Genomic DNA, 25,379 nt, shown 5'->3' on the forward strand with positions numbered 1-25,379 from the left:
ATTTTTCTTTTAAGTAAGCGCTTTATTGTATAAAAATGTAATGTAAGAAATAAAAATTCAGTAGTTGTCTATACATTTACTCAGAAGAATGAAGGATAAAATAAGAATTAGTGATAAATAGTAAAAAAATGGAGAAGCAAAAGGGCCAAAAAGAATGAATAAAAAATTAAATTAGAATGAAAGAGATGTAAAGGTGGGAAAAGAAAAAACAAAATAAATAGGAGATAAAAAATTATACGGGAATAAGATTTAACATGTTATGTTAAAAAAAATAACATAGAAAGATAGTCTTTAAGAGGGTAGAAAAAAGGAGGAAGTCCATGTTAGAACTCCTCCTTTTTTCTTAGCTTTTATGTATAAGTAAAAGCGATTAAATTATTTTAAATCATTTTCTAACTCATTAATCGTGGATTGTAACCCATCTAGCTCTTTTTGAAGTATTTCTTGATGTGGTTTTACTTCTTCCCGCCATGCTTCCAATGAAAGCTTAAGATCTTCTATAAAAGTACTAAATACCGTTTTACCTTCTACTGTAGCTGTTTTAATAGAGTCTTTTATCTCATTTAAATCTAACTTTAATTCTTGGATATGTTGAAGAAAAGCTTTTCCATTATCACTGCAGGCTTTTCTTACTTCTTTCCCTGAGTAAGGAGTAGTTAATAAGGTAGTGATTCCGGCTGCAATTCCTCCAATTAAAAATCCTGATAAGAATGATTTTGCGCTCATTTTTCTTACACCTCGCTCTTTTTCACCATTATAACGTATTCAAGCCATCATTACTATTGTTAAGGGTATTCTATAGATAAAGTCTTCTTATTGATGATACTTGAGCTGAAAATCCCTCATAAATGTACTTAATGCTACTACATGTTCGAGGGGAACGGCATTATAAATTGAAGCTCGGCAGCCGCCTACAGAGCGATGGCCGTTTAGACCAACAAATCCTGCTTCCTTAGCTTCTCTTAAGAAATCTTTTGTAAGATCTTCTGTCTGCAAAGTAAAAGTAACATTCATTTTAGAACGACTTGTTTTTTCTGCATGACCGCGATAAAAACCATTGCTTTGATCGATTACTTCATATAAATGCTTAGCTTTTTCATTATTGATGTTAGCAATACCTTCCACTCCACCTTGTTTTTCTACCCATTTTAGAACAAGGGATAAAAGGTAAATCCCTAAAGTTGGCGGAGTATTGAATAAAGAATTATTTTTAGCGTGTGTATGATAACTTAACATTGTTGGCAAAGTAGAATCTTCTTTGATTAAATCTTTTCGAATGATGACTACAGTTACTCCAGAGGGGCCAAGGTTTTTCTGGGCGCCGGCATAAATAATTCCAAATTGTGAAACATCAATTGGTGTGCTTAAAATATCACTAGACATGTCCGCAATTAAAGGGACAGATAAATTGCTTGGATAGCTGCTCCATTGGGTGCCAAAAATTGTATTGTTGCTAGTGATATGGAGATATGCCGCGTCATCTGGTATGTTCATCTGTTCATGGGCAGGGATATAGGTATAGTTATCGTTTTTACTTGAAGTTGAAATGGCTGTATTACCAAGCTTGGAGGCTTCCTTCATGGCCTTTTCTGACCATACTCCAGTGAGAGCGTAATAAGCTGTTTGACTTTTAGGAAGCAAGTTCATTGGGATCATTGTAAATTGAAGACTTGCTCCACCTTGTAAAAAAAGAATTTCGTAATTATCTGGTATAGAAAGCAGAGATTTAAGGAGTTCCTTTGCTTCATTATGTACAGCTTCATAATCTTTGCTACGGTGACTTAATTCCATTAAAGACATGCCTGTATCATTAAAATTTAACCAATGCTCCTTTGCCTCGTGTAAAACCCATTCTGGTAAAGCTGCAGGACCTGCATTAAAGTTATATGCTCTTTTCAACGTTCTTTCCTCCTAAATTAACTTTTCAAAATAATAAAGCGTTAAAGACAAAAAGATTACCCTTATACTAACAAATTCAGCTGATTTGTACAGATGAAAAAAACACCTTTTTGAAAAAGTGAGAATTTTTCAAAAAGATGCTTTGTTTTTTCATACTATTAGAAAAATATTTCCTTCCAGATACTAGAATCTCCTTAGTCGTTGTTTAAGGAAGAGAGCGGTAATCTAATAAAAATGAAACTATTATTAAATAGCTTTTGAAAATATGAATTTTTTTAGAAAATTTTTTGAAGAGAATAAGCTAATGGACTTATCTTACTTTAGAATTAATTTTTTCTGCAATCTCTGTCAGCTCTTCATTTGAATATCCATCAAAATTTGTTTTCCAAACAGCTCCAAAACCATCTCCTTTTCCATAACGTGGAATAAGGTGCATATGATAATGGAAAACAGATTGTCCGGCTTTTTCACCATTGTTGTTAAGGAGATTTAAACCAATTGGTTCATAAACTTCTTTAATGGCAGAAGCAATACTTGGCACAACTTCAAATAGATTGCTTGCAATTTCAGGTGTTAATTCATAGACATCCTTTACATGTCTTTTTGGTATCACCAATGTATGTCCTTTAGTAACTTGGCTAATATCTAAGAACGCCATTACATGTTCATTTTCAAAAACCTTTTTTGACGGAATTTCTCCAGCAATTATTTTGCAAAAAATACAATCACTCATAAAAATACCTTCCTTCATTATGTGTTATCAATATTTTAACACAGGAACTATTTTATTGAACAACAAAAGGAAGAGGGTGCCTTGTAAAGGATCCTCTTATATGGATTGTCCAAGCGAGAAGTTTGAATAAACCTCTTTACTATGGATATACATAATAAGAATACCTTTTAAGGACACCCTCTATTGAAGGAGAGAACTTCTATTTAACGTTATTTAGGGTTCTTCTCTTTGATAAACACCTCATTTAAAAAATGAATTGTGTTAAGCTTTAGAGAAATCGATCATTGTTCAAACGAACCATCCCCTTAAAATGTCTTTATATGTCAAAAACGTATAAAGAATGGATGACTGTCTGCGACAAACACCTCATTTCAAAGTGGAAATGAATTGGGCTGTTTTCTTAATGAAGCAGCTTGGTGTTACTGATCTTCTGTTCCTATCTTGCTTATGCAAGGCAAACATCCCCTTTTATAAACGAATGGAAGCTTTTTTTAAAGAATCTGTATAGAATCTTTTGCAAACACCTCATTTAATATTGGAGTTATACTGCAATATTTCTTTGGTGCTCCCCTTCAATAAATAGAATGTCCCGAACAAAATTTTATATACGAAAGAAATAAAAATTTTTCTGTGCAATCATTTTTATTTAAGCAAGAATGTTGTTAAACTATAGATAATACATATTGGAGGTACAATAGATGGCGTTGTTAGAAATAAAGAATGTTACCGGAGGATATACGCGCAATCCTGTCTTAAAGGATATTTCCTTTTCCATTCATGCGAATGAAATGGTTGGCTTAATCGGATTAAACGGTGCTGGAAAAAGTACAACTATTCGTCATATCATTGGATTGATGGAGCCGCATAAAGGAGAAATCCTTATAAATGGCAAGACGTTTGAAGGCGATAAAGAGGCATATCGAAAGGAATTTACCTTTGTACCTGAAACGCCTATTTTATATGATGAATTGACATTAGAAGAACATTTAAGAATAACTGCTATGGCTTATGGATTGTCAGAGTCTGACTATCAAAAGAGAATGGAAATATTATTAAAAGAATTTCGGATGGAAAAAAGACTAAAATGGTTTCCTGCTCATTTTTCGAAAGGAATGAAGCAGAAGGTAATGATTATGTGTGCTTTTCTAGTGGAACCTTCTCTCTATATAGTGGATGAACCGTTTGTCGGATTAGATCCTCTTGGAATTCAATCGTTATTAGATCAACTAAAAATAATGAAGGATAGGGGAGCAGGGATTCTAATGTCTACACACATTCTTGCTACAGCCGAAAGATATTGTGATCGGATTATTATTATTCATGAAGGCCAAATAAAGAGTCAAGGAACCATGGAGGAATTAAGGACAGCCTTTAACATGCCAAATGCAACATTGGATGATATTTATATCTATCTTACAAAGGAAGAAGAACATGTTTGAATTTAATGAGAAGCAGTTATGGAGAGAGAGAGCTGGGCAGACAGCAAAAGAATATAGTCAATATTTAAAGTACATTTTTAATGGCCATGTTGTCATCGTTTTAGTTTTTTTACTAGGGACTGGAGCCTTCTATTATCAAGCATGGTTAAAAACGATTTCGAATGACTTCCCTGTTGCGCTTATTATGAGCATTATCCTTACTCTTTTTATGACAAATAGTCCAACCTATACTTTTTTAAAGGATGCTGACCGGATATTTTTAATTGCGGTTGAAACCAAAATGAAAAGATATTTTCTCCAATCTATGTTGGTTAGCTTTGTCCTTCAAGGTTACTTGCTTGTCATCATTCTTGCTGCCTTGATGCCACTATATGCGCAAGTACACGGTGGTGATTTTAGTCGTTTTTGGTATTTACTTATTGTGTTATTGATAAGTAAAGGAGCTAATTTACTGATTCGCTGGCATATACAATACTATGTAAATGTGCGTTATCATCATATAGATAGTGTTGTGAGATTCTTGATTAATTTAGCTATTTTGTATTTATTGTTTGCTGACTCTTCTCCGTTATTTATTCTTGCCCTTCTTCTAATTATGGCTTTCTTGCTTATTTATTTTCAGAAGGCGACAAGCAATAAAGGCGTAAAATGGGAATATTTAATTGAGCAAGATGAAAAAAGACTAGCCTCTTTCTATCGCTTTGCCAATATGTTTACAGAGGTACCGAAGTTAAGAAATCGTATAAAACGAAGACGTTTTCTAGATGTATTATTTAGTCGTGTTTCATTTGCAAGAGAAAACGTATTTACGCATTTATACTGGAGAACCTATGTCCGTGCAGGGGATTATTTGGGCTTAACGGTTCGGTTAACATTGATAAGTGGAATTTTTATTTTTTTCTTATCTTTTGGACCTGGACAAGTGTTCATAAGTGTATTATTTGTTTTCTTAACAGGCCTGCAGCTGTTACCGCTTTGGAATGCCTATGATAATAAATTGTGGATTACTATTTATCCGGTGGCAGCCTCTCTTAGAGAAAAATCATTTAAACAAATCTTAGCAGCAATTTTAAGTTGTCAAGGTATCATTTTGTCTCTAATTATTGCCTTAAAAGGAGATTGGATGTATGCATTGATTTCTTTAGTAGTTAATATTGTTTTTATTATCTTTTTTACTCTGTTTTATATTAATAAAAAATTGAAAAAGGGATAATAGAAGAGGAGGAGCTTAAACCTTAGTGTGTATAGAAGGGAAGCTCCTTTTTTAATAATTAACTTCAAAAATAAGGAACCATTTTTTAGATGGAACGTAAGCATAAGCAAGGAGGAAGATAAATGAATGAATATGAACAAAGAGCATTAAAAGAAGTAGAAGAGTGGAAATGGAAAATCCAAAAACGGTCTTCTATTTTAAATAGAGTATCCAAAAAGGCGCAAAATAAAATAAATTCTTATATACCGGCTAAAGTTCATCAAACCCTTACGGAAGCAATTAAACAGATGATTCAAGCAACACTTGCTGGCAGCAATATTATCAAGAAAAAAAATCCATCTATCTTCCGTTCTTTGCAAGGAAAAGATGAAGAGTTAACGAAAAAAATAAGTCAATTTCAAAAGATTGCTGTTGTAGAAGGTGCCGGAACGGGGGCTGGTGGGATATTGCTTGGATTGGCTGATTTTCCATTATTGCTTTCGATCAAAATGAACTTTTTAATGGAAGCCGCAGCCACATATGGTTACGATACGGATCAAGTGGAAGAAAGAATCTATTTGCTCTATATCTTTCAGTTAGCTTTTTCAAGTGAAGAAAAACGAAGAGAAGTTTTAGAGATAATAGAGAATTGGGAAGAAGAAAAGCACAGAGTTGCTACCCTTAATTGGCAGGATTTACAGCAGGAATATCGAGATTTTATTGATTTTGTAAAAATGCTGCAATTGGTGCCAGGAATTGGGGCAGCTGTGGGTGCCTACGCTAATTATAATTTAATGGATCAATTGGGAGAAGCAGCTAAAAATGTTTATCGCTGGCGTTACTTTCAGGAACAAAACAAATGAAAAAGGAAGGATTCGGTGTTTAGAATCTCTTCCTTTTTTTATAAATTTTATGAATTTAAGTTAGTCCTAGCCTTTGCTGGGCTTAAGGAAATATTATAAGTAATAGCAGTAGAACCTAATGTTTTTGCGGCAATAAGCATAGCTTCTTCATTAATATCAAATTTAGGATGGTGGTGCGGATAAGTCGGACCATTTGTATCGGGCATTGCTCCTGTAAAGAAAAAGGTACCTTTTACATGCTGCAGATAATAAGAGAAGTCCTCGCCAGTTAATTCCGGTTCTCCTTCTAGGACGATCACTCCCGGAACTTTTTCCGCACAATGAGCTAAAAGGGAGGTTTCCTCAGGATGATTAACGACTGCTGGATAGCCGTCATCGTAATCATATTCATACGTACTATTTGCTGTATAGCACGTGCCTTTTATTACTCTCTCCAGCTCTTCCTTGATAAGTAATTGCGTTTCTTCATCAAACGTCCGGACTGTTCCCCCTAGGATCGCTGTGTCAGCAATTACATTAAAAGCATTACCAGATTCAAGGTAGCCTACTGTTAAAACGGCATGGTGGATAGGATTTACTTTTCTGCTGACAATTTGTTGAAGGTTAAGGACCAGTTGAGATGCGGTAACAAGAGAATCCTTCGTTTTGTGCGGCTGTGCTCCATGTCCCCCTTGACCTTGGATTTTAATTTTAAATTCATCTGCTGCTGCCATCATGGGTCCTGCTTTATAGGAAATAGTCCCTGTGGGAAGTGTAGCCCATAAATGAGTGCCAAATATAGCCTCCACATTTTCCAGGCAGCCTGCTTCAATCATCGCTTTTGCTCCACCTGGATTTGATTCTTCAGCATGCTGGTGAATAAAAACAAAATTCCCTGCTAATTCTTCTTTAAACTCATTTATTACTTTAGCAAGTATTAATAAGGTTGCAGTATGCCCATCATGACCACAGGCGTGCATGACACCTGAAACCTTTGACTTATAAGCAACATTCTTTTCATCATGGATTGGAAGAGCGTCAAAATCAGCACGGAGCGCAACTGTTTTGCCAGGTTTCCCCCCTGATATTTTTGCGACTACTCCATTACCTCCGACGTTTCCTGTAACTTGAATTCCTAATTTTTCATAGAAAGAGATGATATATTGAGCTGTTTTAACCTCTTTGAATGATAATTCAGGGTATTGATGAAGGTATCTCCGTATTTTAACCATTTCATTATAATAGTTATCTAGTTGTTCCCATATAATTTGTAACATCTCTTCCACCTCGTTTGACTATTTAGAATATTTTTATTATAGCATGTAGTAATAAAGAAGAGAGGTGGAAAGCGAATAAACTATTACGTTTCGTAAAGATTATGCCTATCCTTATAAGAGGGATGTTGTTAAAATAAGGTTAAAATGAAATTCATTTAGGAGGAATTATGGATATTAGAAAATCAAAAATGGCCTGGGTATTAATTATCGTGTCATTCTTATTGTTTATCCTGCTAATCCTAGCTGTAAATGGACAAGCAATATTAGCATTTGATACAGAACTAGCCCATTTTATACATACATTATTTCCAGCTAGTTTTCTTCTTTTTTGGGAAGGCATGTCATCCATTGCAGATAAAATAGGCATTGGAATTATCGCTTTCCTATTTATTCTTTTTCTTTGGTGGAAAAAGAAAGATTTTGTAGGAATTGCAGCATTTGTCTTTTGTGTTGGACTAGGAAATGAACTGAATAAGTGGGTGAAAGATTTAGTGGCAAGACCTAGACCTATAGCTGCTGCAGCATTAGAGACAGACAGCTATAGTTTTCCTAGTGGGCATGCAATGGTAGGTTTACTCCTGTATCTATTTATTGCACATATTCTAGCGAAAGAAATAAAAGGGAATGCAGGAAAGCTGATTTTGGCAGCTATTGCTTTTATGGTCATTTTGCTAATTGGTATAAGCAGAATTGTTTTAGAGGCCCACTATCCAACAGATGTTATTGGCGGTTATTTATTAGGAGGGATCTGGCTGTTTGTATGGGTAGGTCTTTATGAAACATTTTATGATCGATTTCATAAACAAAAAGGAGCAGGAACAAAACTAAGTAGCTAATGGATAAAGAAGTGATAGAAAATTACATGGAACTTCTTTTAAAAAAGTTTAAAAACCCAAATAATTATACGAACTAATCTTAACATCTTCGTATAATCATTTGGGTTTGCCAGTAAAAATAATTTTTAACTGATTATCGTTTTGTTAGATGAGGAACATGGCAAAAATAGTAGTCACTACTAAGCCGATACAGACTGGAAGAAGATTTCTCCTTGCTAATTCGAATGGATCGACATTACAGATTGCAGCAGCAGGGATTAATGCCCAAGGGACTAAAGTTCCGCCTCCAACCCATATGGCAGCAATTTGCCCTAAAGCAGTTAATGTGCTTATTCCACTACCAATTGCATGGGCAAACAGACCTGCAATAGAACCCGCTAATGAAATGCCGGAGAAGCCAGAACCATCTAAGCCGGTAATAACTCCTACAGCTGTAAGCGTAACGGCGCCAATTTCTTTCGTTAATGGAACAGTGGAAGCAAGAGCAACACCGAGATCATTGACGATTCCGTGGGATTCCTTTGGTAGAAAGTCTCCGATAATTGTGCTAAAACCAGAGTCACCTAAATAGAAGAAGGCAGCGATTGGAATAACCGGTCCAAATACTTTAAAACCAAATTGGAATCCTTCGATCAAATAAGTTGTTGTTTTTTCCAAGCCTTTATTTTTATAGCTTACTAATGTTATTAAAAGAAGAATAAAAATGGACGTTCCACCAACCAGCGCGGTAGCATCTCCCCCTTGTAAATCTAATAAAAACATGGCTGCAACGTCAAGAATATAGAGAATGGGAATTAGGATGGCGAACAGTTTCTTTTGTGTATTACTCAGTAGTAATTTATTTACTTGGGGAAGAATATCTGATTTATTAATAGAGGTGACTCCAGTTGCAAAAGTCAGTGTTCCTCTTTTCATATCGCGTTTAATAAAATAGAACGCAGTAATAGTTGTCACAACCCCCATAACAATCACAAGGGGAATACTTGCATGCATGACGTCTTCGACAGGTATGCCGGCAGCATCTGCTGTAAGTTTCGGTGCAGCTTGGATGATAAAATCTCCTGATAAGGCAATTCCATGGCCGAACAAATTCATCGCCATTGCAACGGCAATTCCTGGCAGACCAACCCGTAAAGCTACTGGTAAGAGAACAGCTCCGATCAATGCTACTGCGGGGGATGGCCAGAAAAAGAAAGAAATGAGCATCATTACTATTCCGATCGTCCAATAAGCGAGTCCAGGTGAACGAATAAGTTTGGAAAAGGGAGAAATCATTACATCGTTAATACCAGTTTTCGTCAAAATTCTACTCATTGCCACAATAATAGAGATGACAACAATAGTAGGTAACAATTCTGTAATAGCAAAGATGAAACTATTGAAAATACTGCTAATCGAGGTACTTAAGGATCCGGTCGCTGTTATCGCTAATAGAAAGATTCCAACGATACAAATAAAGGTAGTATCTCTTCTGATTACCATAAAGCCGATGATAAAGACAATAAAAAGTACATATATCCAATGAAGTGCCGTTAATTCGATCCCCAAATAAATCCAGCTCCTTTCCCGATTTGAAGTCAATGATGCTATAGGCATCTATCACTATTCGGTTAATACAGATTATGTGGTTATAGGTAAAAGGTGATTGGTTCCGTTTTAAAATATAGTGTGTTTCACTTCATAGCCTTGGAATGGGAGGAAGGAGCTGATCTAAAACTCACGGAAGAAAAATTGGCCAAAGACTCCTTCTTAAGATGGAGAAAAAAACATCGAAAGAAGGAACAAAAAATTACATAATGGTAGTACAATAGATTTGTAGTTGAAAGAGCACTACTTTTTAGAATTACACAAAAATTCTATATTTAGATGTCTAGGAAAGAAGGGGAGTTTTTGAGAAAATCAATCTCCAAAATAATGTTTTCAATTAGTTTACTTATTGTAGGAGTAATTTTATTACTTGTTAATATTGGTGTCATTTCCTTGGAAATAAAAAAATTATTTGTCATAATATATCCGTTTTTGCTGCTTGTTTATGGGCTGCTTTCTCTCTGTCAAAAAACATTAAAGCGAAAAAGTAATTTATTTTTCACTTTATTTATTCTTACTTTCGCTACTCTTCTCCTTTTGGATCGTTTTCAAGTATTAGAATTTAGATTTATTGACTTTTGGAAGTTATGGCCATTAATTCTTATTTTAATGGCACTTGGACTCATAAAACCTAAGTTCACTTTTGAGGATGACAGTGGTGGAAAAAGTTATACAAAGAAATCCATCCTCATGGGAGATGTTAAATATAATACAGATAATTGGGCTGTCGAACCGATGGAGATTTCTCATGGGTTAGGGGATGTCTATATTGATTTTAGCAAAGCTTTTATTCCTGAAGGAGAAACCGAGCTGTTTATCCATGCGAGGATTGGTGATGTGAAAATTATTGTTCCAGATGATCTAGCCATTTATGTTCATGCCGAAGTGAAAATTGGAGAAGTACGAATTCTCCAGTCGGTTAAGGAAGGAATTGGAAATACTTTAGAGCATAAATCTGCCTATTATGAAGAGGCAATAAAAAAAATAAAGCTAAATATTTTGCTTGATATAGGCGATATTACAGTGCAAAAGGTATAAGGGGGAAACATGAGACAGACAATTAGTCGTTATGGATATTATCGAAATATCGTTTTAACAAGTTTGAGTATTTCTTTGCTGCTATTTATTAGTATCTATTTATTTCCGAATTTTGTAACGTCTAGGATAGGGAATATTATTTTTGCTGTCATCTGTTTTTTTCTGATAACATTGGTGGGTTTTTATTTTGCCTTTAAATGGAGCGGCAAAATAAAGAAACAATTAGATGAAATATTTTGGTTTATATCGTCTTTAAGGAGAGGAAAAATACCGCCAAAAATGCCGCTTGCATCAAGTGAGTATGTTTATGATGTAAAAGAAGAACTTAATCAACTTGCTGATTATCAACAAGAGCAAATTCATTCTTTGCAGAGATTAGCAAATGAAAAAACAACGCTTGGACAAACAGCCCACAATGCTGCAGTAATAGAAGAAAGACAACGACTGGCAAGAGATTTACATGATGTTGTTAGTCAGCAATTATTTGCATTAAATATGATGTCTTCTGCTGCATATAAAATTTTTGACCAGGATCCTGCTTTAGCAAAGCAACAGTTACAGGAGATTGTTTCGATTGCAGGCAAGGCGCAAGGGGAAATGCGTGCATTATTGCTTCATCTAAGACCAATTGAATTAAGCAATGATACGTTGTGTGATGGCATAATCAAACTTATTCAAGAGCTGAAAGGAAAAACAATGCTTCATTTTTCTGCAAGCATCGATGAAATAGATGGTCTATCTACGGCTGGTCAGGAACATCTTTTTCGTATTGTTCAAGAGGCTTTATCCAATGTGCTTCGTCATTCCCATGCAGATAAAGTAAGAATCATTTTGGAAGAGCGAGGTGAATATGCTTCTCTACATATAAGTGATAATGGCAAAGGCTTCGATCCGACGATAGAGAGGATTGCATCATATGGGTTAAAGACAATGAGAGAGCGCTGTGAGGAAATTGGTGGTGTGATGGAACTTCGATCAAAAATTGGGGAAGGTACCTATATTGATATTAGAGTGCCAACAAAGGGGTGGGAAAATGATTAGAGTGGTAGTGGTAGATGATCATGAAATGGTGAGAAAAGGAATTATTTCTTATTTAATGACAGAACCAAATATTCATATTGTAGGAGAGGCAAATAGTGGTCAGACGGCAGTTCAGCTTGTACTCAAGGAGAAGCCGGATATTGTGTTAATGGATTTATTAATGGACAATGGGAATGGTATCGAAGCGACAAAGGATATTTTAAAGGGGTATCCTAGCTGCAAAGTTATCATTATCACAAGCTTCTATGATGAAGCACAAGTTATTCCGGCAATAGAAGCAGGCGCATTTAGTTATTTATTAAAAACAGCAAGTGCTACAGAGGTTGTACGGGCAATTAATAAAGCTTATAGTGGCGAAGCAGTGATTGAGCCAAAGGTTGCTAACGTGATGGTGAAAAGATTGCGAGCAACAGAAAGAAAACCACATGATGATTTAACAGAAAGAGAATTAGAAGTATTAATGTGCATTGGAGAAGGAATGACTAATCAGGCCATTAGTGAAGAACTATATATTGGAATCAAAACAGTAAAAACACATGTAAGCAATATTTTATCGAAATTAGCAGTAGCCGACCGAACCCAAGCTGCTGTATATGCCAATAGAAATGGCATTATTAAAACAAGATAGTCATAAGTTCAGGTGGCTACTGGATTAATTACGCTTTTTCTTCATCTGGAATTGTTAATTGTACGAAATACGGTTTTCCATTAAAGATAGAATGCTGGGAACTATTCCAGCTTTTTTCATTACTTTTACCAATAGGAGCTTCTGCATTTGCTTCTTGCTGTTTCCATTTTATATAATTCGCTTTTTCTTCCCATAGACAAAAGAGGATATATGTGTCTCCTTTGGCAGGGCGAAGGAAGCGAATAGCTGTCATTGCTTTGTTTGCGATAGATGTGAAGTATTTCATCATCTTATGTTCGAAAACAGGTTTATTTTCTTCACTTACTGGAATATGATTCATGGTAATAAATCCTTTATTTTCTAACATTCCATAACTGAATAAAATGTCATAGCTTCTTGGTTCTTGGAAGAAAGAAGGAGCTTGACTTTCGTGTAGTAGTATCGCCCGATCGCTGGCTTCTTCCTGCATTAATAACAAGGTTTCAGTCGAAAATTTATTTTCGTATTTCTTCCCTAAATAATCATAGGTTCCGCTAGTAAGATAAATATTCACTAATCTCCCTCCAAGTTATAAGGATATATAAAGCATACAATAGAAAGGGGAAAGTTACGATAGATCCTCTTAAATTACCCATAACTAATGAAATACTCTTATTTGTTTATATTAACATTAACAAACCATGTTATTCGAGATAGCTGGTTTCATTCAAAGCTTTTCCCTTATGTTCTTATGATTTAACTTTTTGTGTGCGCTACCACATAATTCATAAGAGGTGTAATCTCCTTTATTTTCGGGTAAAAAATGTCTAAATTGTGACAAAGTGATAAGTTATCTATGCAAAGATAGTAAAAAAGATATATTATTGAAATATATGCATGATTGAGAATGAATATTTTTACATATAGTAAGGAAAAAAGAATGGAATGTCTAGGACAGGCATTCCTTTTTATTGGGATGGTAATAACTTGGAAAGAAACATAAAAAATTAGTTTAAAAACTTTTTACTTGCATATTATTTATAAATATTATAACTTAATAATTATTATAAATAACATTGATCACTATATAGAATGAAATACATACCTTTGAAAGGTGGACATCAAAAGGATGAATAAACAAATGAAAGATACATTTATTAAAGCGGCAAAAGGACAGCCCACTGAATATGTTCCGGTATGGTATATGCGACAGGCAGGTCGTTCGCAGCCTGAATACCGAGCAATTAAAGAGAAATATTCTTTATTTGAAATAACGCATCAGCCAGAGCTATGTGCTTATGTTACGAAATTACCGGTTGATCAGTATGATGTCGATGCTGCAGTATTATATAAAGATATTATGACACCACTGCCTGCCATTGGGGTAGATGTGGAAATAAAATCAGGAATCGGACCTGTGATAGAGAATCCTATTCGGTCAATGGAGGATATTACAAGACTTGGTATGTTACATCCTGAGCAAGATATTAAATATGTCCTTGACACGATAAGCCTGCTTACAACCGAGCAATTAAATGTTCCGTTGATAGGCTTTTCCGGTGCTCCTTTTACTCTTGCTAGTTACATGATTGAAGGTGGACCATCCAAAAACTATCATAAGACAAAAGCGTTTATGTATGCTAAACCAGACGCTTGGCATGCTTTAATGGAAAAGCTTGGTGATATGGTGGTTACTTATGTGAAGGCGCAAATTAATGCAGGTGCTAGTGCGATTCAAATTTTCGATTCATGGGTAGGCGCATTAAATGTGGAGGACTACCGCTTATTTATAAAGCCTGTTATGCATAGAATTTTTTCTGAGCTGGAGAGTGAAAATGTTCCCTTCATTATGCACGGAGTCGGGGCGAGTCATTTGGCACTTGAATGGAATGAGCTTTCCTTGGATGTAGTTGGCTTAGATTGGCGCTTACCTATATCAGATGCAAGGAAAATGGGAATAACTAAAGCTGTCCAAGGAAATCTAGATCCCGCAGTCCTTCTTGCACCATGGAGTGTTATTGAGGAAAGAGCGAAACAAATCATTGAACAGGGAATAGAACAGCCAGGCTTTATCTTTAATTTAGGACATGGTGTGTTCCCAGATGTAGATCCAGCTGTGTTAAAAAAATTGACTGGTTTTATTCATGAATATTCCGGTGACTTACTAAGTAAGCGTGCGCGCAAATAAAAGATATATTAAGGATAGCTAAAGTTAAAAAAATACAAAATAATACAATGAAATGAGGTAATGAAAAATGAGTCGAAAAAAAATGGGCCTTCTTGTTATGGCATATGGAACACCATATAAGGAAGAAGATATTGAAAGATATTATACAGATATTAGACATGGAAGAAAGCCGACAGATGAAATGCTTCATGATTTAAAGAGTCGCTATGAAGCAATTGGAGGAATCTCTCCATTAGCAAAAATTACGATGGAACAAGCAAAGGGACTAGAAGCGCATCTTAATGAAATACAAGACGATATTGAATTTAAAATGTATATAGGATTAAAGCATATTGAACCATTTGTAGAAGATGCAGTAAAGATGATGCATGAAGATGGAATCAAAGAGGCAGTGAGTATTGTGTTAGCCCCTCATTACTCTACCTTCAGTATTAAGGCATATAATAATCGTGCAAAAGAAGAAGCAAAAAAATTAGGCGGCTTAACCATTCATAGTATTGAAAGCTGGTATAAGGAGCCTAAATTTATTAGCTATTGGGTTAATCAATTAAAAGAGACCTACGCTAAAATGTCGCAAGAAGAACGAGAGAATGCAGCGTTAATTGTCTCTGCACATAGTTTACCAGAAAAAATCCTTCAATATGGAGATCCATATCCAGACCAATTAAAGGATACAGCAGAGTTAATTGCAAAGGGAGCAGGTATTTCTACTTATTATCTAGGCTGGCAAAGTGCGGGGAATACACCAGATCCTTGGCTTGGTCCAGATGTTCAGGATTTAACAAGAGATTTACATGCGAAATATGGATATAAAGCATTTGTATATGTGCCAGTAGGATTTGTAGCGGAACATTTAGAAGTCTTATATGACAATGATTATGAGTGCCTTGTTGTGACAGAAGAAGTTGGAGCAAGCTATTATCGACCAAAAATGCCAAATGCTCAGCCGGAATTTATTGATGCATTAGCGACAGTGGTTTTAAAAGAAATTGCAGTGCCAATTAAAGGATAAAATGCCGCAAAATTATTTTTTGTTGATGCTATTATGTTGTAAACGGAACCAAGTGATTTTTTCGAAAATCACTTGGTTTCTTTTGTTGCAACGAGTTTAACTCTGTGATATATTCTTTTTTGTACTAACTGACTGAAATGTTATTTTAGTCAGTTTTTTGATAAATCAATAATTAAGCTGTAATGGCGAATAAATGGATGGAGATAAAATTTATTCTACATAACTGGAGAGACTATCTTTATTCGCATGGAAAGAAAGAGGTGGAATATTTGGCTGTTGACCGTAGGAAGCTTATTTTAGAAGCGGCGACTAAATCATTTTCTATGTTTGGTTATAAAGCAACAACTATGGATCATGTTGCTAAAATTGCAAATGTAGGTAAAGGAACGATTTATACTTTTTTTAAGAATAAGGAGGAGCTCTTTTTTGAAATAGTTAATGATTTAATTACAGAAATGAAGGAAAGAGCTGATGAGTCATTTGATTCTTCTTCTACGTTTATGGAAAATGCCCATCGTGCAGTGATGAATATGCTTGAATACCGCAAAGAGCATCATCTGACGGTTAAGCTTTTTCAAGAACAGCGTGAAATTGGTACGCTGGAAGTAAAAGAAGTAATTAGCCATTTAGAAAATGCGATCTTAAATTATATGAAAACACGTGTACAAGAAGCAGTAGATAAAGGAGAAATTCACACACAGAATCCAGAGCTGACATCCTTTATTATTATTAAAGTATACTTAGCGCTCATTTTTGAGTGGGAGAAACATCATCCACCGCTTACTACAGAGGAAATCGCATCGAGTTTTGAATTACATCTATTTCATGGAATAGCAAATCCGCTTAATAAATGAGAAAATAGTCCGTTAGTTATTAACGTTAATAACGAGGATTTTTTTCTTTTAACAAGCTACTAGAATTGTTTTTTAAAGGATAAATGATTGATTAAAAATGGAGGGAATTATATGAAACAAAGTTTACTAAAGGCAGAGCTGTCCTCTATTTTTAAAAATAAAATGGTGCTGATCTCTGTTATCGCTATTGTGTTTGTTCCAATACTATATGCAGGTATTTATTTATGGGCCTTCTGGGATCCTTATGGAAACTTAGACAAATTGCCTGTTGCTGTTGTAAATGAAGATACAGGGACAGAGATGAATGGAAAATCATTAGATATCGGAAAAGATTTAGTAGAAAATTTAAAGGATAGCGAAGACTTTAATTTTAAATTTGTCGATAAAGAAACTGGTTATAAAAATTTAGAAAATCAGAAGTATTATATGCTGATAGAAATTCCAAAAGATTTTTCAAATAATGCGACAACATTGCTTGAAGATAATCCACAAAAATTGGACCTGAAATATGTTTCTAATCCAGGATATAATTTTATTTCTTCTCAAATAGGCAATTCCGCAATTGAAAAAATAAAGCAAGGTGTTAGTAAAGAAGTGACAGAAACTTATGCGGAATCTATTTTTGAAAATATTACGAAAATGTCAGACGGCTTAAAAACAGCAAGTAATGGTGCAAAAGATTTAAAAGATGGAACAGATAAAGTAAAGTCGGGTACCGAAGAAGTGTATAAAAATCTAGAAACACTTGCTGAAAAGTCTATACAATTTTCTGATGGTGTTAATAGTGCTAATAATGGAGTGAAAGAGCTCGCCAATGGAGCAGATGATTTAAATCAAGGATTAACGCAATTGCAATCAGCCCAAGGGAAATTAAATGATGCTGCACAGAAATTGCAAGGGGGAGACCAGGCAATTCTTGATGGTGTTTCGCAAGCGAAAGATGGAATCAACACAGTTAAAGCCAATATTCCTTCGTTAATTGAAGGGACAAATAAGCTGCAAACAGGCTCCAATACTTTAACGCAAGGCTTAACAGACTGGAGCGATAAATCAGCACAATTAGCTGCTGGAGCTAATCAGTTGCATGAAGGTGCAACAACCTTACAGGAAACAGTTAATGCGATAATGCCTATGCTGCAAGGGTTACCAGAAGAAAATAAGCAACAGCTTGTAGCAGCACTTAAAGGGTTGGTGGATGGTAGTTCTTCCATTGCCACCAATACAAAAGCGTTAAGTCAAGCAGCAGACCAGCTGGCAGCCGGCGGAACAAGCTTGTCTAATGGCATAACAGACTTAAATAAAGGGCAAAAACAATTGCAAACAGGCATTAATCAGCTGAGTGATGGAAGCAGCCAGCTAGAAAATGGGGTAAAACAGCAGGTAGCTGGTCAGGAACAATTTGTAGCTGGTATGAATAAGTATGCTTCTGAATTCGCAAAAGCTGTTAATGGTTCTACTAAATTATCCACTGGTGCAAACACCTTAGTATCAGGAATGAATACACTTGCAACAGGATCGAATGCTTTATCAGATGGAACCGATTTGCTAAAAGACGGATCAAAAAAATTGGTAAATGGAACATCTTCTTTATTAGATGGAAGCAAGGAGCTTTCGTCTAAATTATCAGACGGAGCTGAGGAAGCAAGTTCCATCCATTCTGATGAAAAAACATATGACATGATAGCAGAACCAATCTTAGTTGACCAAGATAAAGTATCGGATGTACCAAACTATGGAACAGGCTTAGCGCCATATTTCATTTCGCTAGGACTATTTGTTGGTGCATTAATGCTCTCTATTGTGTTCTCTTTTGCAGAACCAGAAGAACAGCCGAAAAGTGGAATTCGTTGGTTCTTAAGCAAAACGATTATTTTGATTGGGGTAGGAATCTTACAGGCTTTAGTTGCCTGCTTTGTGTTGCTAGTCATCTTAGGAATGGAAGTGGAAAGTGTACCATTATTTATCCTATTTACTATTCTAACTAGTTTAGTATTTTTCTCGATTATTCAATTTTTGGTTACTTTATTTGGAAATCCAGGACGATTTATTATTGTCATCATCATGATTTTCCAATTAACAACTAGTGCGGGTACTTTCCCGTTAGAGTTAATACCAAATGTTTTACAACATATTCACAATCTCTTGCCAATGTCTTATTCAGTAGCTGGATTAAAAGCAGTTATCTCTACTGGGGATATGGACTTTATGTGGCATAATGCAGAGATTCTTGGTATTTATCCACTTATATTCTTTGCGGGTACAGCTGCTTACTTTATTTTTAAATACAAACGGTATTATACAAATAAGGAAGTAGAAGTAACGGTAGAATAATTTGAAAAAGCTGCTAACTTTACTCTTCTTAAGTCACATCTATTGTGCGAAGCCTTGATAGAGTGTGGGGAAGATACATAGTTGCAGCTTTTTTGTGCTTAAAATATCACTCCATTTCTTAAACTTTGCCAATTCTATGAAAAAAGTACAAATGAAGTGATTATTTCCCGTTTTTTCGTTATAGTATAAAAGGGTAATTAAATTCGGGAAAATTGGATATAATTCTACAAAATTATAAGGGGTGTCTTTTTATGCTGTTTATAGATAATAAAGGGATAACAGATCCACGCATTAATCTAGCAATTGAAGAGTATGCTTTGAAAAACTTAGACATAAATGAAACGTATCTTTTATTTTATATAAATGAACCTTCTATCATTATTGGGAAAAACCAGAATACGATAGAAGAAATTAATACTGATTATGTAGAATCAAATGACATACATGTTGTTAGAAGATTATCTGGTGGCGGTGCCGTCTATCATGACTTAGGTAATTTAAGTTATAGCTTTATTACAAAAGATGACGGGAATAGCTTCCATAACTTTAGAAAGTTCACTGAGCCTGTTGTTCAAGCACTTAAAAGCATGGGAGTAAATGCTGAATTAAGTGGTCGTAATGATCTTCTTGCTGAAGGTAGAAAAATTTCTGGTAATGCACAATTTTCTACAAGAGGAAGAATGTTTACGCATGGAACATTATTATTTGATTCTGAAATGGATCATATTGTGTCAGCATTAAAAGTGAAAAAAGACAAAATTGAATCTAAAGGGATCAAATCAGTAAGAAGCAGAGTAGCGAATATTACTGAATTTCTTCCAGAAAAAATATCTATTCAAGAATTTCGCGGCCTATTATTAAGCTATCTCTTCGATGGGGAAGAGAATATTCAAGAATATGTCTTAACAGCAGAGGATTGGGAAAAAATTCATCAATTATCTAAAGAAAGATATCAAAACTGGGATTGGAATTATGGTAAATCTCCTAAATTCAATTTACAGCATTCTCATCGTTTCCCAGTCGGTCAAATCGATGTAAGATTTGATGTAGTAAAAGGAATTGTGAAAAACTGCAAAATTTATGGTGATTTCTTTGGAGTTGGCGATGTAGAAGATATTGAAAAACGACTGATTGGGGTCCGCTATGATCGCTCCGAATTAGAAAAGGCATTAGACGACATTTCCATTAAGCATTATTTTGGAAATGTGACAAAAGAAGATTTTCTGCAATTGATTTATTGATGAGATAGAAGAATAAAAAAAAGCATCTTAAATGATAGGAGGTATCTTATTTTAGATGCTTTTTTTGTTCTTTTTAGAAAGTGGAAGTGAAATGGAGTCGCTGGACACGCTTTTGCCAAAGGTAAAATAAATAGCAAAAATATCTCCTTTTAGTTCTAAAACAATCCTTTTTGGACTACTTATTAATAATAGGTTGTACTAGGCAGGCAGGAGGGAGATTATGACTAGAAAAATTGGCTTTTATGCAGTAGTTGCCTATGTGTTATATGGTTTGTTTTTTTATTGGTATTTATTTCAATATACTAGTCCAGCTTTGCCCTTTGAATATCAAGGATCTCAAGCAGATCCAAGTACTTTTTTAAATAGCAGAGAATTGGTATTAAGTGAAGAATATTCACGGGTAAGGAACTTCTTGTTTTTTATTTCTACACCATTTGAATGGCTTTTTTACTTATTTGTTTTGTTATTTGGCTTTTCCAAAGTATTTAAAAAATGGGGAGAGGCTTCTGCGAAATATAAGTCGATGCAAACGGCTATTTACTTATTCTGGCTGAATATTACTGCCTTTATCATCACCTTTCCACTTAGTTATATTAGTTACTCTGTATCAAAAACCTATCATATTTCTACTCAAAGCTTTCCTTCTTGGATGAAGGATCAATTTATTGATTTTTGGGTGAATTATGTCATTCTGTTTCTTATTGTTTCCGTTTTATACTGGCTAATGAACAAGAGTCAAAAGAGATGGTGGCTTTATGCCTGGGTTCTATCCATTCCTTTTACCTTATTTCTCACGTTTATTCAGCCTGTCGTCATTGATCCGCTATACAATGATTTCACTCCTTTAAAGGATAAAGAATTAGAGGCAGAGATATTGAAGCTTGCGAGTGCTTCTGACATTCCAGCCGATCATGTTTTTGAAGTAAATATGTCAGATAAAACGAGTGCATTAAATGCTTATGTTACTGGAATAGGGAGCAATGCAAGAATTGTGCTGTGGGATACTAGTTTAAAGGAATTAGAGAATGACGAAATTTTATTTGTAATGGCACATGAAATGGCTCATTATGTAGAAAAACATATTTATATAGGAATAGGTATCTCCTTATTTACATCTTTATTTGGTTTATATTTTATTTATAAATTGCTGCACTGGATTGTAAATAGATGGGGGGCAGCACTTAAAATTGCAAAAGTAGAGGATATACAATCCTTTCCTTTAATTCTTTTATTAACTTCCATGCTGCTATTTACTGTAAACCCATTAACTAATGTCATTTCAAGATATGAGGAAAAAAGAGCTGATCACTATGCGGTCGAATTAACAGAAAATCCAGAGGCTGGTATTGTGACATTTCAAAAGCTAGCAAAAACGGGACTGAGTGAAGTAAATCCACCTTTATTGGTGAAAATATTCCGCTATAGCCACCCGACGATGCTGGAGAGGATTAGTAAGTTGGAAGAAGAAAGCATTCGATTACAAAATCAGAAAAAATAATAATACAAAAATAAAGGATGACTCAAAGAGTTTAATCATCGTAGTGATTAGGCTCTTTGGGACATCCTTTGGCTTTATTTATTGGTATTATCAAGTTCCGAAGCGCTTACATAATAAGTTAAATTCGTTGCTCAGTTCGTTAAATGTTTTTCTGTCATGTTCATCAATGGCTTTATCAATCAAGGTCATCAAATTTGCTTTTTCATTTTTTAATTGAATTTCAGAAAGCAACATTTCAATATAGAGGTCTTTTACATAAGTATTTGTGTTTTTTTTCTGGCCACTTAACTTTGTAAACTCAGTATAGGACTTATCATTCATTGTCTTTCCCTCCTGATGCCTTTTTAATATTATATGGGAAAAATTGATAATTATCAATTTGTTTTTTTAAAATTATGAAATTTGATTATAAAGTATGTCTATATTCTGAAAAATTATTTTGTCTTAAGATTCATTAGGTAAAAAGTGCTATTATAGGGGAAGATTACTAAAAAAGGAGGATTTATAGTTGGAAGAAAATTATTTAATAGTCGAAAAGTATTATATTAATTATCATACGCTTGCAGTCTTGCCATACATTGTAGCTAATGGCGATATCTATTCAAAGGTATATGAACATAATAATGTTTTTTTATGCAAACGTAGTCCATTAATGATTGTGAAAGCAACATGTGGTTATCTGGGAAGTTCTTACGAAGGAAGAAGGGAGGGAACTCGCCAACTAATGACCTATTATCATAAGCTGCCAATTGTAATTGATGATTTTAATTCCGTTTATTTTTTTCCCACTCATTCTCCTAGAAATAACAATTGTGCATGGATTTCTCTTCATCATATTCTTGATACAAAAAAAATAGAAGCCTCTAAAGTGAGAATAACATTTCAAAATTTGCAAAGTGTAGAAATAGGGGTTTCGCTCTATACCCTAAGAAATCAAATAATGCGGACGAACTCTCTTAAAACATTACAGCGTTATAATCATGAAGCAAGTATTAATCCTAAGTTAACATATAAAAGTTTACTGGTGGATAAACAAAAAAAATTAGCAGAAGCTCAAGGGATGTATAAAAAAAAGTAGGATAGCAATTTAATCTTTTTTTATTTGTTTTTGTTAGCTAATAGTAAACCTTTTGTATAAATAATGCTCTAATAATTCTTGAACTTTATTGCGAAGGCGGGGGTTAAAGTAGTTATGATATTCTTCATAGCCGTTATAAATAAATAAAAACATGGTAAATGCTTCATCACGATTTACTTCTTGAATCTTCATTGTATGCTTATACATATAACTCTTCGTTTTTTTTAACTCCGATTGTACTACTTTCATTGCATTTTCGAGTAGATCTATATAAGGTTGTTTTAATTTTAAATTACTTATTTTGATGACCTGCAGATCTCGATTAAGTATTGTTAAAAGCATAGGAAGATAAATAGCTTTTTCCATAACATCTCTTTCTATTTCAGGAATTCTTGTCATACTCGTTACCCCTTTCCTTTAACATAAACAGAACGTTTGTTCTTTGTTTATGATAATACCTTTTTTATTTCCTATTTTCAAGTGAATAATGATAATTTTAGAGTGGCTTACAGAATTGCTTCAATAATTGTACAAAGCTCCCTTGCTATCTTTGATAAAATATAAAAGAAAAAAGACAGCTTAAGAAGGGAAAAGTATTTCAGTTGTCGAAATATATAACTACTTTAATTAAGAAAGGAAGATGGAAGTGAAAGAAAGTAAAAGAATAAATGCAGAAGATTTGTATGAATTAAATTCTGTGGTGGATCCTCAAGTAAAAGGGGAAGAGTGTTTGTATGTAGTCACTTCCATTTGCCAAGAGACTGATAAGTATTATTCCAATATTTATTATAAAGATCTAAACACACTTGAAACAATGCAATGGACGTTTGGAAAACATCAAAATCATTCTCCAAGATGGTCACCGAATGGAGAAGAAATTGTCTTTATTTCTAATCGTTCTGGAAAAAATCAATTATTTTTATTAAGTAAAAAAGGTGGCGAAGCAGAGCAGCTTACTTATTTAGTGAATGGAGTGAGTAATCCTGTATGGTCACCTGATGGCACAGAAATAGCTTTTCAATGCCATTTTAAAAAAGGAGAGACAGTAGAAGATAAAGAGATGAAAACAGATGAGAAGGAAGAAAAGCTCTCTGCTCTAGAGGTGACAAATATGAAATATAAATCAGATGGAAAGGGTTTTTGGGATGGCAGCTATGATCATATCGCTGTCTTAAATATTAAGAATAAAACAATCAAACAACTTACTTCTGGAGAAAATAATTATTATTTGCAAAGCTGGTCACCTAATGGTCAATACATAGCAATTAGTGCAGATGAAAGCAAAGAAAAGGACTTCAGCTTTATCTCTGATATTTATCTCTACAATAGAAAAGAAGAAAGTTGGAAGAAGATAACGGAAGGCAACGGAAATTATGGAAAAGCTACATGGACTCCTGATAGTAGAAGATTAGGATTAATAGGGAGTGACAGAGAGTATGAAAATGCCACTCTATCACAGCTATGGGTGTATGAGGTAGAAGCTGACTTTCTCCAATGTTTAACACCAGAATGGGATGTGAATGTTGGGGATTATGCAATCGGTGATTTTCAACAGGGAACTGTAACACCTGGTATGCTGTGGGGAGAGGACAATGAAAGCTTTACCTTTTTAGCAACAGATCATGGAAATACAGTTGTTTATTTTGGAAATACTTCTGGAGCGATCTATCCATCTCTTATTGATAACCAGCATGTATATGGCTTATCTACAGGAGGCAGTCTAAAAAAAGCGGTGGTGGCCATTAGTACACCTACACATCCCGGAGATTTATATACATTAAATTTAGAGACTGGAGAAACTAAGCAAATAACCAATGTAAATAAAGTGTTTGTGGAAACACGAGCATTTTCTGAAGCAGAACCGCTACAATTTACGTCTCGGGATGGTTGGGATCTTCATGGGTGGTTAATGAAGCCACAAGGTTTTAAAGAGGGTGAAAAATATCCGATGGTAGTAGAGATTCATGGAGGACCGCATGCAATGTATGCTAATTCTTATTTTCATGAATTTCAAACATTAACATCCAATGGTTTTGCTGTACTATTTATTAATCCGAGAGGAAGCCATGGATATGGACAGCAATTTGTAGATGCTGTCCGTGGAGACTATGGTGGAAAGGATTATGAAGACATTATGGATGCCATTGATTATGCAATAGAAACATTTGATTTTATTGATGCTTCTCGTCTAGCTGTTACAGGAGGAAGCTATGGCGGCTTTATGACAAACTGGATTGTTGGACATACAGACCGTTTCAAGGCAGCTGTTACACAGCGCTCCATCTCTAATTGGATTAGTTTTTATGGAGTAAGTGATATAGGGTATTACTTCACTGATTGGCAAATAAAAGCAGATTTAAATGATATAGAAACACTGTGGAAGCATTCTCCATTAGCCTATGTAAATAACATACAAACACCTTTACTAATATTACATAGTGAAAAAGATTATCGTTGTCCAATTGAACAGGCAGAACAGTTGTTTATTGCCTTGAAGGTACAAAAGAAAAAAACAAAATTTGTCCGTTTTCCAGAATCAAATCATGAACTTTCCAGAAGTGGCAAACCTGCACTTCGAATAGAGCGATTAAACTATATTAACAATTGGTTTTTAGAGTACGTATAATTAATCAATAAAAGAGGGTGCCGTTGGGTGCCCTCTTTTATTGATATGGGATTTTGGAAT

The 25,379-nt window shown here is 34.6% G+C and carries 23 protein-coding genes; 15 read left to right on the forward strand and 8 right to left on the reverse strand.

Annotation, left to right across the window (positions count from 1 at the left end):
- Positions 1-375: 375 nt before the first annotated feature.
- From NST77_RS02205 to NST77_RS02215, 3 genes are all read right to left on the reverse strand, one after another.
- A complete protein-coding gene (locus NST77_RS02205; RefSeq protein WP_095330108.1) occupies positions 376-726 on the reverse strand; it encodes a YtxH domain-containing protein in 351 nt (116 codons plus the stop codon).
- Between the two features lie 87 nt (positions 727-813).
- A complete protein-coding gene (gene serC, locus NST77_RS02210) occupies positions 814-1,899 on the reverse strand; it encodes a 3-phosphoserine/phosphohydroxythreonine transaminase (RefSeq protein WP_095330107.1) in 1,086 nt (361 codons plus the stop codon).
- Between the two features lie 310 nt (positions 1,900-2,209).
- Positions 2,210-2,632 carry an HIT family protein gene (locus NST77_RS02215; protein WP_095330106.1) on the reverse strand — a complete coding sequence of 141 codons (423 nt, stop codon included), beginning with the start codon at positions 2,630-2,632 and terminating at the stop codon, positions 2,210-2,212.
- Between the two features lie 698 nt (positions 2,633-3,330).
- Here NST77_RS02215 and NST77_RS02220 point away from each other — a divergent pair.
- From NST77_RS02220 to NST77_RS02230, 3 genes are all read left to right on the forward strand, one after another.
- Positions 3,331-4,071: an ABC transporter ATP-binding protein gene (locus NST77_RS02220; RefSeq protein WP_095330105.1), complete on the forward strand. Its 741-nt coding sequence runs from the start codon at positions 3,331-3,333 to the stop codon at positions 4,069-4,071.
- Positions 4,064-5,284, forward strand: coding sequence for an ABC transporter permease (locus NST77_RS02225; protein WP_095330104.1), 1,221 nt, complete (start codon positions 4,064-4,066; stop codon positions 5,282-5,284). The genes NST77_RS02220 and NST77_RS02225 overlap by 8 nt, the downstream gene beginning before the upstream one ends.
- A gap of 122 nt (positions 5,285-5,406) precedes the next feature.
- Positions 5,407-6,126, forward strand: coding sequence for an EcsC family protein (locus NST77_RS02230; protein ID WP_095330103.1), 720 nt, complete (start codon positions 5,407-5,409; stop codon positions 6,124-6,126).
- Positions 6,127-6,173: 47 nt separating this feature from the next.
- Here the strand turns inward: NST77_RS02230 and NST77_RS02235 are convergent, their stop codons facing one another.
- Positions 6,174-7,382, reverse strand: a complete 1,209-nt coding sequence (locus NST77_RS02235; RefSeq protein WP_095330102.1) for a M20 family metallopeptidase — start codon at positions 7,380-7,382, stop codon at positions 6,174-6,176.
- A gap of 167 nt (positions 7,383-7,549) precedes the next feature.
- On the opposite strand from NST77_RS02235, the gene NST77_RS02240 reads away from it, so the two are divergent.
- Complete coding sequence (locus NST77_RS02240) at positions 7,550-8,218, forward strand: phosphatase PAP2 family protein (RefSeq protein WP_123257217.1); 669 nt, start codon at positions 7,550-7,552, stop codon at positions 8,216-8,218.
- A 144-nt stretch (positions 8,219-8,362) separates the two neighbouring features.
- Here the strand turns inward: NST77_RS02240 and NST77_RS02245 are convergent, their stop codons facing one another.
- Positions 8,363-9,766 (reverse strand): hypothetical protein, encoded by a 1,404-nt coding sequence (locus NST77_RS02245; RefSeq protein WP_171509421.1) that lies wholly within the window; start codon positions 9,764-9,766, stop codon positions 8,363-8,365.
- Between the two features lie 366 nt (positions 9,767-10,132).
- Between NST77_RS02245 and liaF the strand changes: the two genes are divergently transcribed.
- The 3 genes from liaF to NST77_RS02260 are packed head-to-tail and all read left to right on the forward strand — an operon-like array spanning position 10,133 to position 12,512.
- On the forward strand, positions 10,133-10,843 hold the full coding sequence (liaF, locus tag NST77_RS02250; RefSeq protein ID WP_341122703.1) for a cell wall-active antibiotics response protein LiaF: 711 nt from the start codon (positions 10,133-10,135) through the stop codon (positions 10,841-10,843).
- A gap of 9 nt (positions 10,844-10,852) precedes the next feature.
- Positions 10,853-11,884, forward strand: coding sequence for a sensor histidine kinase (locus NST77_RS02255; protein WP_171509423.1), 1,032 nt, complete (start codon positions 10,853-10,855; stop codon positions 11,882-11,884).
- Positions 11,877-12,512, forward strand: a complete 636-nt coding sequence (locus NST77_RS02260) for a response regulator (protein ID WP_171509424.1) — start codon at positions 11,877-11,879, stop codon at positions 12,510-12,512. Before NST77_RS02255 ends, NST77_RS02260 begins: the two co-directional genes overlap by 8 nt.
- Before the next feature lie 28 nt (positions 12,513-12,540).
- Here NST77_RS02260 and NST77_RS02265 read toward each other — a convergent pair whose 3' ends face one another.
- Entirely contained in the window at positions 12,541-13,065 is a 525-nt protein-coding gene (locus tag NST77_RS02265; RefSeq protein WP_095330096.1) for an antibiotic biosynthesis monooxygenase, read from the reverse strand.
- Positions 13,066-13,620: 555 nt separating this feature from the next.
- Between NST77_RS02265 and hemE the strand changes: the two genes are divergently transcribed.
- The 6 genes from hemE (at position 13,621) to NST77_RS02295 (ending at position 21,615) form a co-directional block, all read left to right on the forward strand.
- Positions 13,621-14,679: a uroporphyrinogen decarboxylase gene (gene hemE / locus NST77_RS02270; protein WP_095330095.1), complete on the forward strand. Its 1,059-nt coding sequence runs from the start codon at positions 13,621-13,623 to the stop codon at positions 14,677-14,679.
- A gap of 67 nt (positions 14,680-14,746) precedes the next feature.
- Positions 14,747-15,691, forward strand: coding sequence for a ferrochelatase (gene hemH, locus NST77_RS02275; protein ID WP_095330094.1), 945 nt, complete (start codon positions 14,747-14,749; stop codon positions 15,689-15,691).
- A gap of 269 nt (positions 15,692-15,960) precedes the next feature.
- A complete protein-coding gene (locus tag NST77_RS02280) occupies positions 15,961-16,545 on the forward strand; it encodes a TetR/AcrR family transcriptional regulator (protein ID WP_123259082.1) in 585 nt (194 codons plus the stop codon).
- A 111-nt stretch (positions 16,546-16,656) separates the two neighbouring features.
- Positions 16,657-18,876, forward strand: a complete 2,220-nt coding sequence (locus tag NST77_RS02285) for a YhgE/Pip domain-containing protein (RefSeq protein ID WP_095330092.1) — start codon at positions 16,657-16,659, stop codon at positions 18,874-18,876.
- 251 nt (positions 18,877-19,127) lie between these two features.
- A complete protein-coding gene (locus NST77_RS02290) occupies positions 19,128-20,117 on the forward strand; it encodes a lipoate--protein ligase (RefSeq protein ID WP_341122704.1) in 990 nt (329 codons plus the stop codon).
- Positions 20,118-20,337: 220 nt separating this feature from the next.
- Entirely contained in the window at positions 20,338-21,615 is a 1,278-nt protein-coding gene (locus NST77_RS02295; protein ID WP_095330090.1) for a M48 family metallopeptidase, read from the forward strand.
- Positions 21,616-21,705: 90 nt separating this feature from the next.
- Here the strand turns inward: NST77_RS02295 and NST77_RS02300 are convergent, their stop codons facing one another.
- Complete coding sequence (locus tag NST77_RS02300; RefSeq protein WP_341122705.1) at positions 21,706-21,936, reverse strand: IDEAL domain-containing protein; 231 nt, start codon at positions 21,934-21,936, stop codon at positions 21,706-21,708.
- Positions 21,937-22,123: 187 nt separating this feature from the next.
- Here NST77_RS02300 and NST77_RS02305 point away from each other — a divergent pair, with 187 nt between their 5' ends.
- Entirely contained in the window at positions 22,124-22,693 is a 570-nt protein-coding gene (locus NST77_RS02305) for a competence protein ComK (protein WP_095330088.1), read from the forward strand.
- Positions 22,694-22,726: 33 nt separating this feature from the next.
- Here NST77_RS02305 and NST77_RS02310 read toward each other — a convergent pair whose 3' ends face one another.
- Positions 22,727-23,092, reverse strand: a complete 366-nt coding sequence (locus tag NST77_RS02310) for a hypothetical protein (protein ID WP_095330087.1) — start codon at positions 23,090-23,092, stop codon at positions 22,727-22,729.
- A gap of 241 nt (positions 23,093-23,333) precedes the next feature.
- Here NST77_RS02310 and NST77_RS02315 point away from each other — a divergent pair, with 241 nt between their 5' ends.
- Positions 23,334-25,319, forward strand: a complete 1,986-nt coding sequence (locus NST77_RS02315; RefSeq protein ID WP_341122706.1) for a S9 family peptidase — start codon at positions 23,334-23,336, stop codon at positions 25,317-25,319.
- Positions 25,320-25,379: the final 60 nt, after the last annotated feature.

The organism is Niallia sp. FSL W8-0177 (genome assembly GCF_038006285.1).
GTDB classification, from domain to species: domain Bacteria; phylum Bacillota; class Bacilli; order Bacillales; family Cytobacillaceae; genus Niallia; species Niallia circulans_A.

What these genes read in the sequence shown, in the direction of transcription:
- NST77_RS02205 (WP_095330108.1), bottom strand. Translation starts at nt 726, where the DNA reads ATGAGCGCAAAATCATTCTTATCAGGATTTTTAATTGGAGGAATTGCA.
- NST77_RS02215 (WP_095330106.1), bottom strand. Translation starts at nt 2,632, where the DNA reads ATGAGTGATTGTATTTTTTGCAAAATAATTGCTGGAGAAATTCCGTCA.
- NST77_RS02220 (WP_095330105.1), top strand. Translation starts at nt 3,331, where the DNA reads ATGGCGTTGTTAGAAATAAAGAATGTTACCGGAGGATATACGCGCAAT.
- NST77_RS02225 (WP_095330104.1), top strand. Translation starts at nt 4,064, where the DNA reads ATGTTTGAATTTAATGAGAAGCAGTTATGGAGAGAGAGAGCTGGGCAG.
- NST77_RS02230 (WP_095330103.1), top strand. Translation starts at nt 5,407, where the DNA reads ATGAATGAATATGAACAAAGAGCATTAAAAGAAGTAGAAGAGTGGAAA.
- NST77_RS02235 (WP_095330102.1), bottom strand. Translation starts at nt 7,382, where the DNA reads ATGTTACAAATTATATGGGAACAACTAGATAACTATTATAATGAAATG.
- NST77_RS02240 (WP_123257217.1), top strand. Translation starts at nt 7,550, where the DNA reads ATGGATATTAGAAAATCAAAAATGGCCTGGGTATTAATTATCGTGTCA.
- liaF (WP_341122703.1), top strand. Translation starts at nt 10,133, where the DNA reads ATGTTTTCAATTAGTTTACTTATTGTAGGAGTAATTTTATTACTTGTT.
- NST77_RS02255 (WP_171509423.1), top strand. Translation starts at nt 10,853, where the DNA reads ATGAGACAGACAATTAGTCGTTATGGATATTATCGAAATATCGTTTTA.
- NST77_RS02260 (WP_171509424.1), top strand. Translation starts at nt 11,877, where the DNA reads ATGATTAGAGTGGTAGTGGTAGATGATCATGAAATGGTGAGAAAAGGA.
- hemE (WP_095330095.1), top strand. Translation starts at nt 13,621, where the DNA reads ATGAATAAACAAATGAAAGATACATTTATTAAAGCGGCAAAAGGACAG.
- hemH (WP_095330094.1), top strand. Translation starts at nt 14,747, where the DNA reads ATGAGTCGAAAAAAAATGGGCCTTCTTGTTATGGCATATGGAACACCA.
- NST77_RS02285 (WP_095330092.1), top strand. Translation starts at nt 16,657, where the DNA reads ATGAAACAAAGTTTACTAAAGGCAGAGCTGTCCTCTATTTTTAAAAAT.
- NST77_RS02290 (WP_341122704.1), top strand. Translation starts at nt 19,128, where the DNA reads ATGCTGTTTATAGATAATAAAGGGATAACAGATCCACGCATTAATCTA.
- NST77_RS02295 (WP_095330090.1), top strand. Translation starts at nt 20,338, where the DNA reads ATGACTAGAAAAATTGGCTTTTATGCAGTAGTTGCCTATGTGTTATAT.
- NST77_RS02300 (WP_341122705.1), bottom strand. Translation starts at nt 21,936, where the DNA reads ATGAATGATAAGTCCTATACTGAGTTTACAAAGTTAAGTGGCCAGAAA.
- NST77_RS02310 (WP_095330087.1), bottom strand. Translation starts at nt 23,092, where the DNA reads ATGACAAGAATTCCTGAAATAGAAAGAGATGTTATGGAAAAAGCTATT.
- NST77_RS02315 (WP_341122706.1), top strand. Translation starts at nt 23,334, where the DNA reads ATGGAAGTGAAAGAAAGTAAAAGAATAAATGCAGAAGATTTGTATGAA.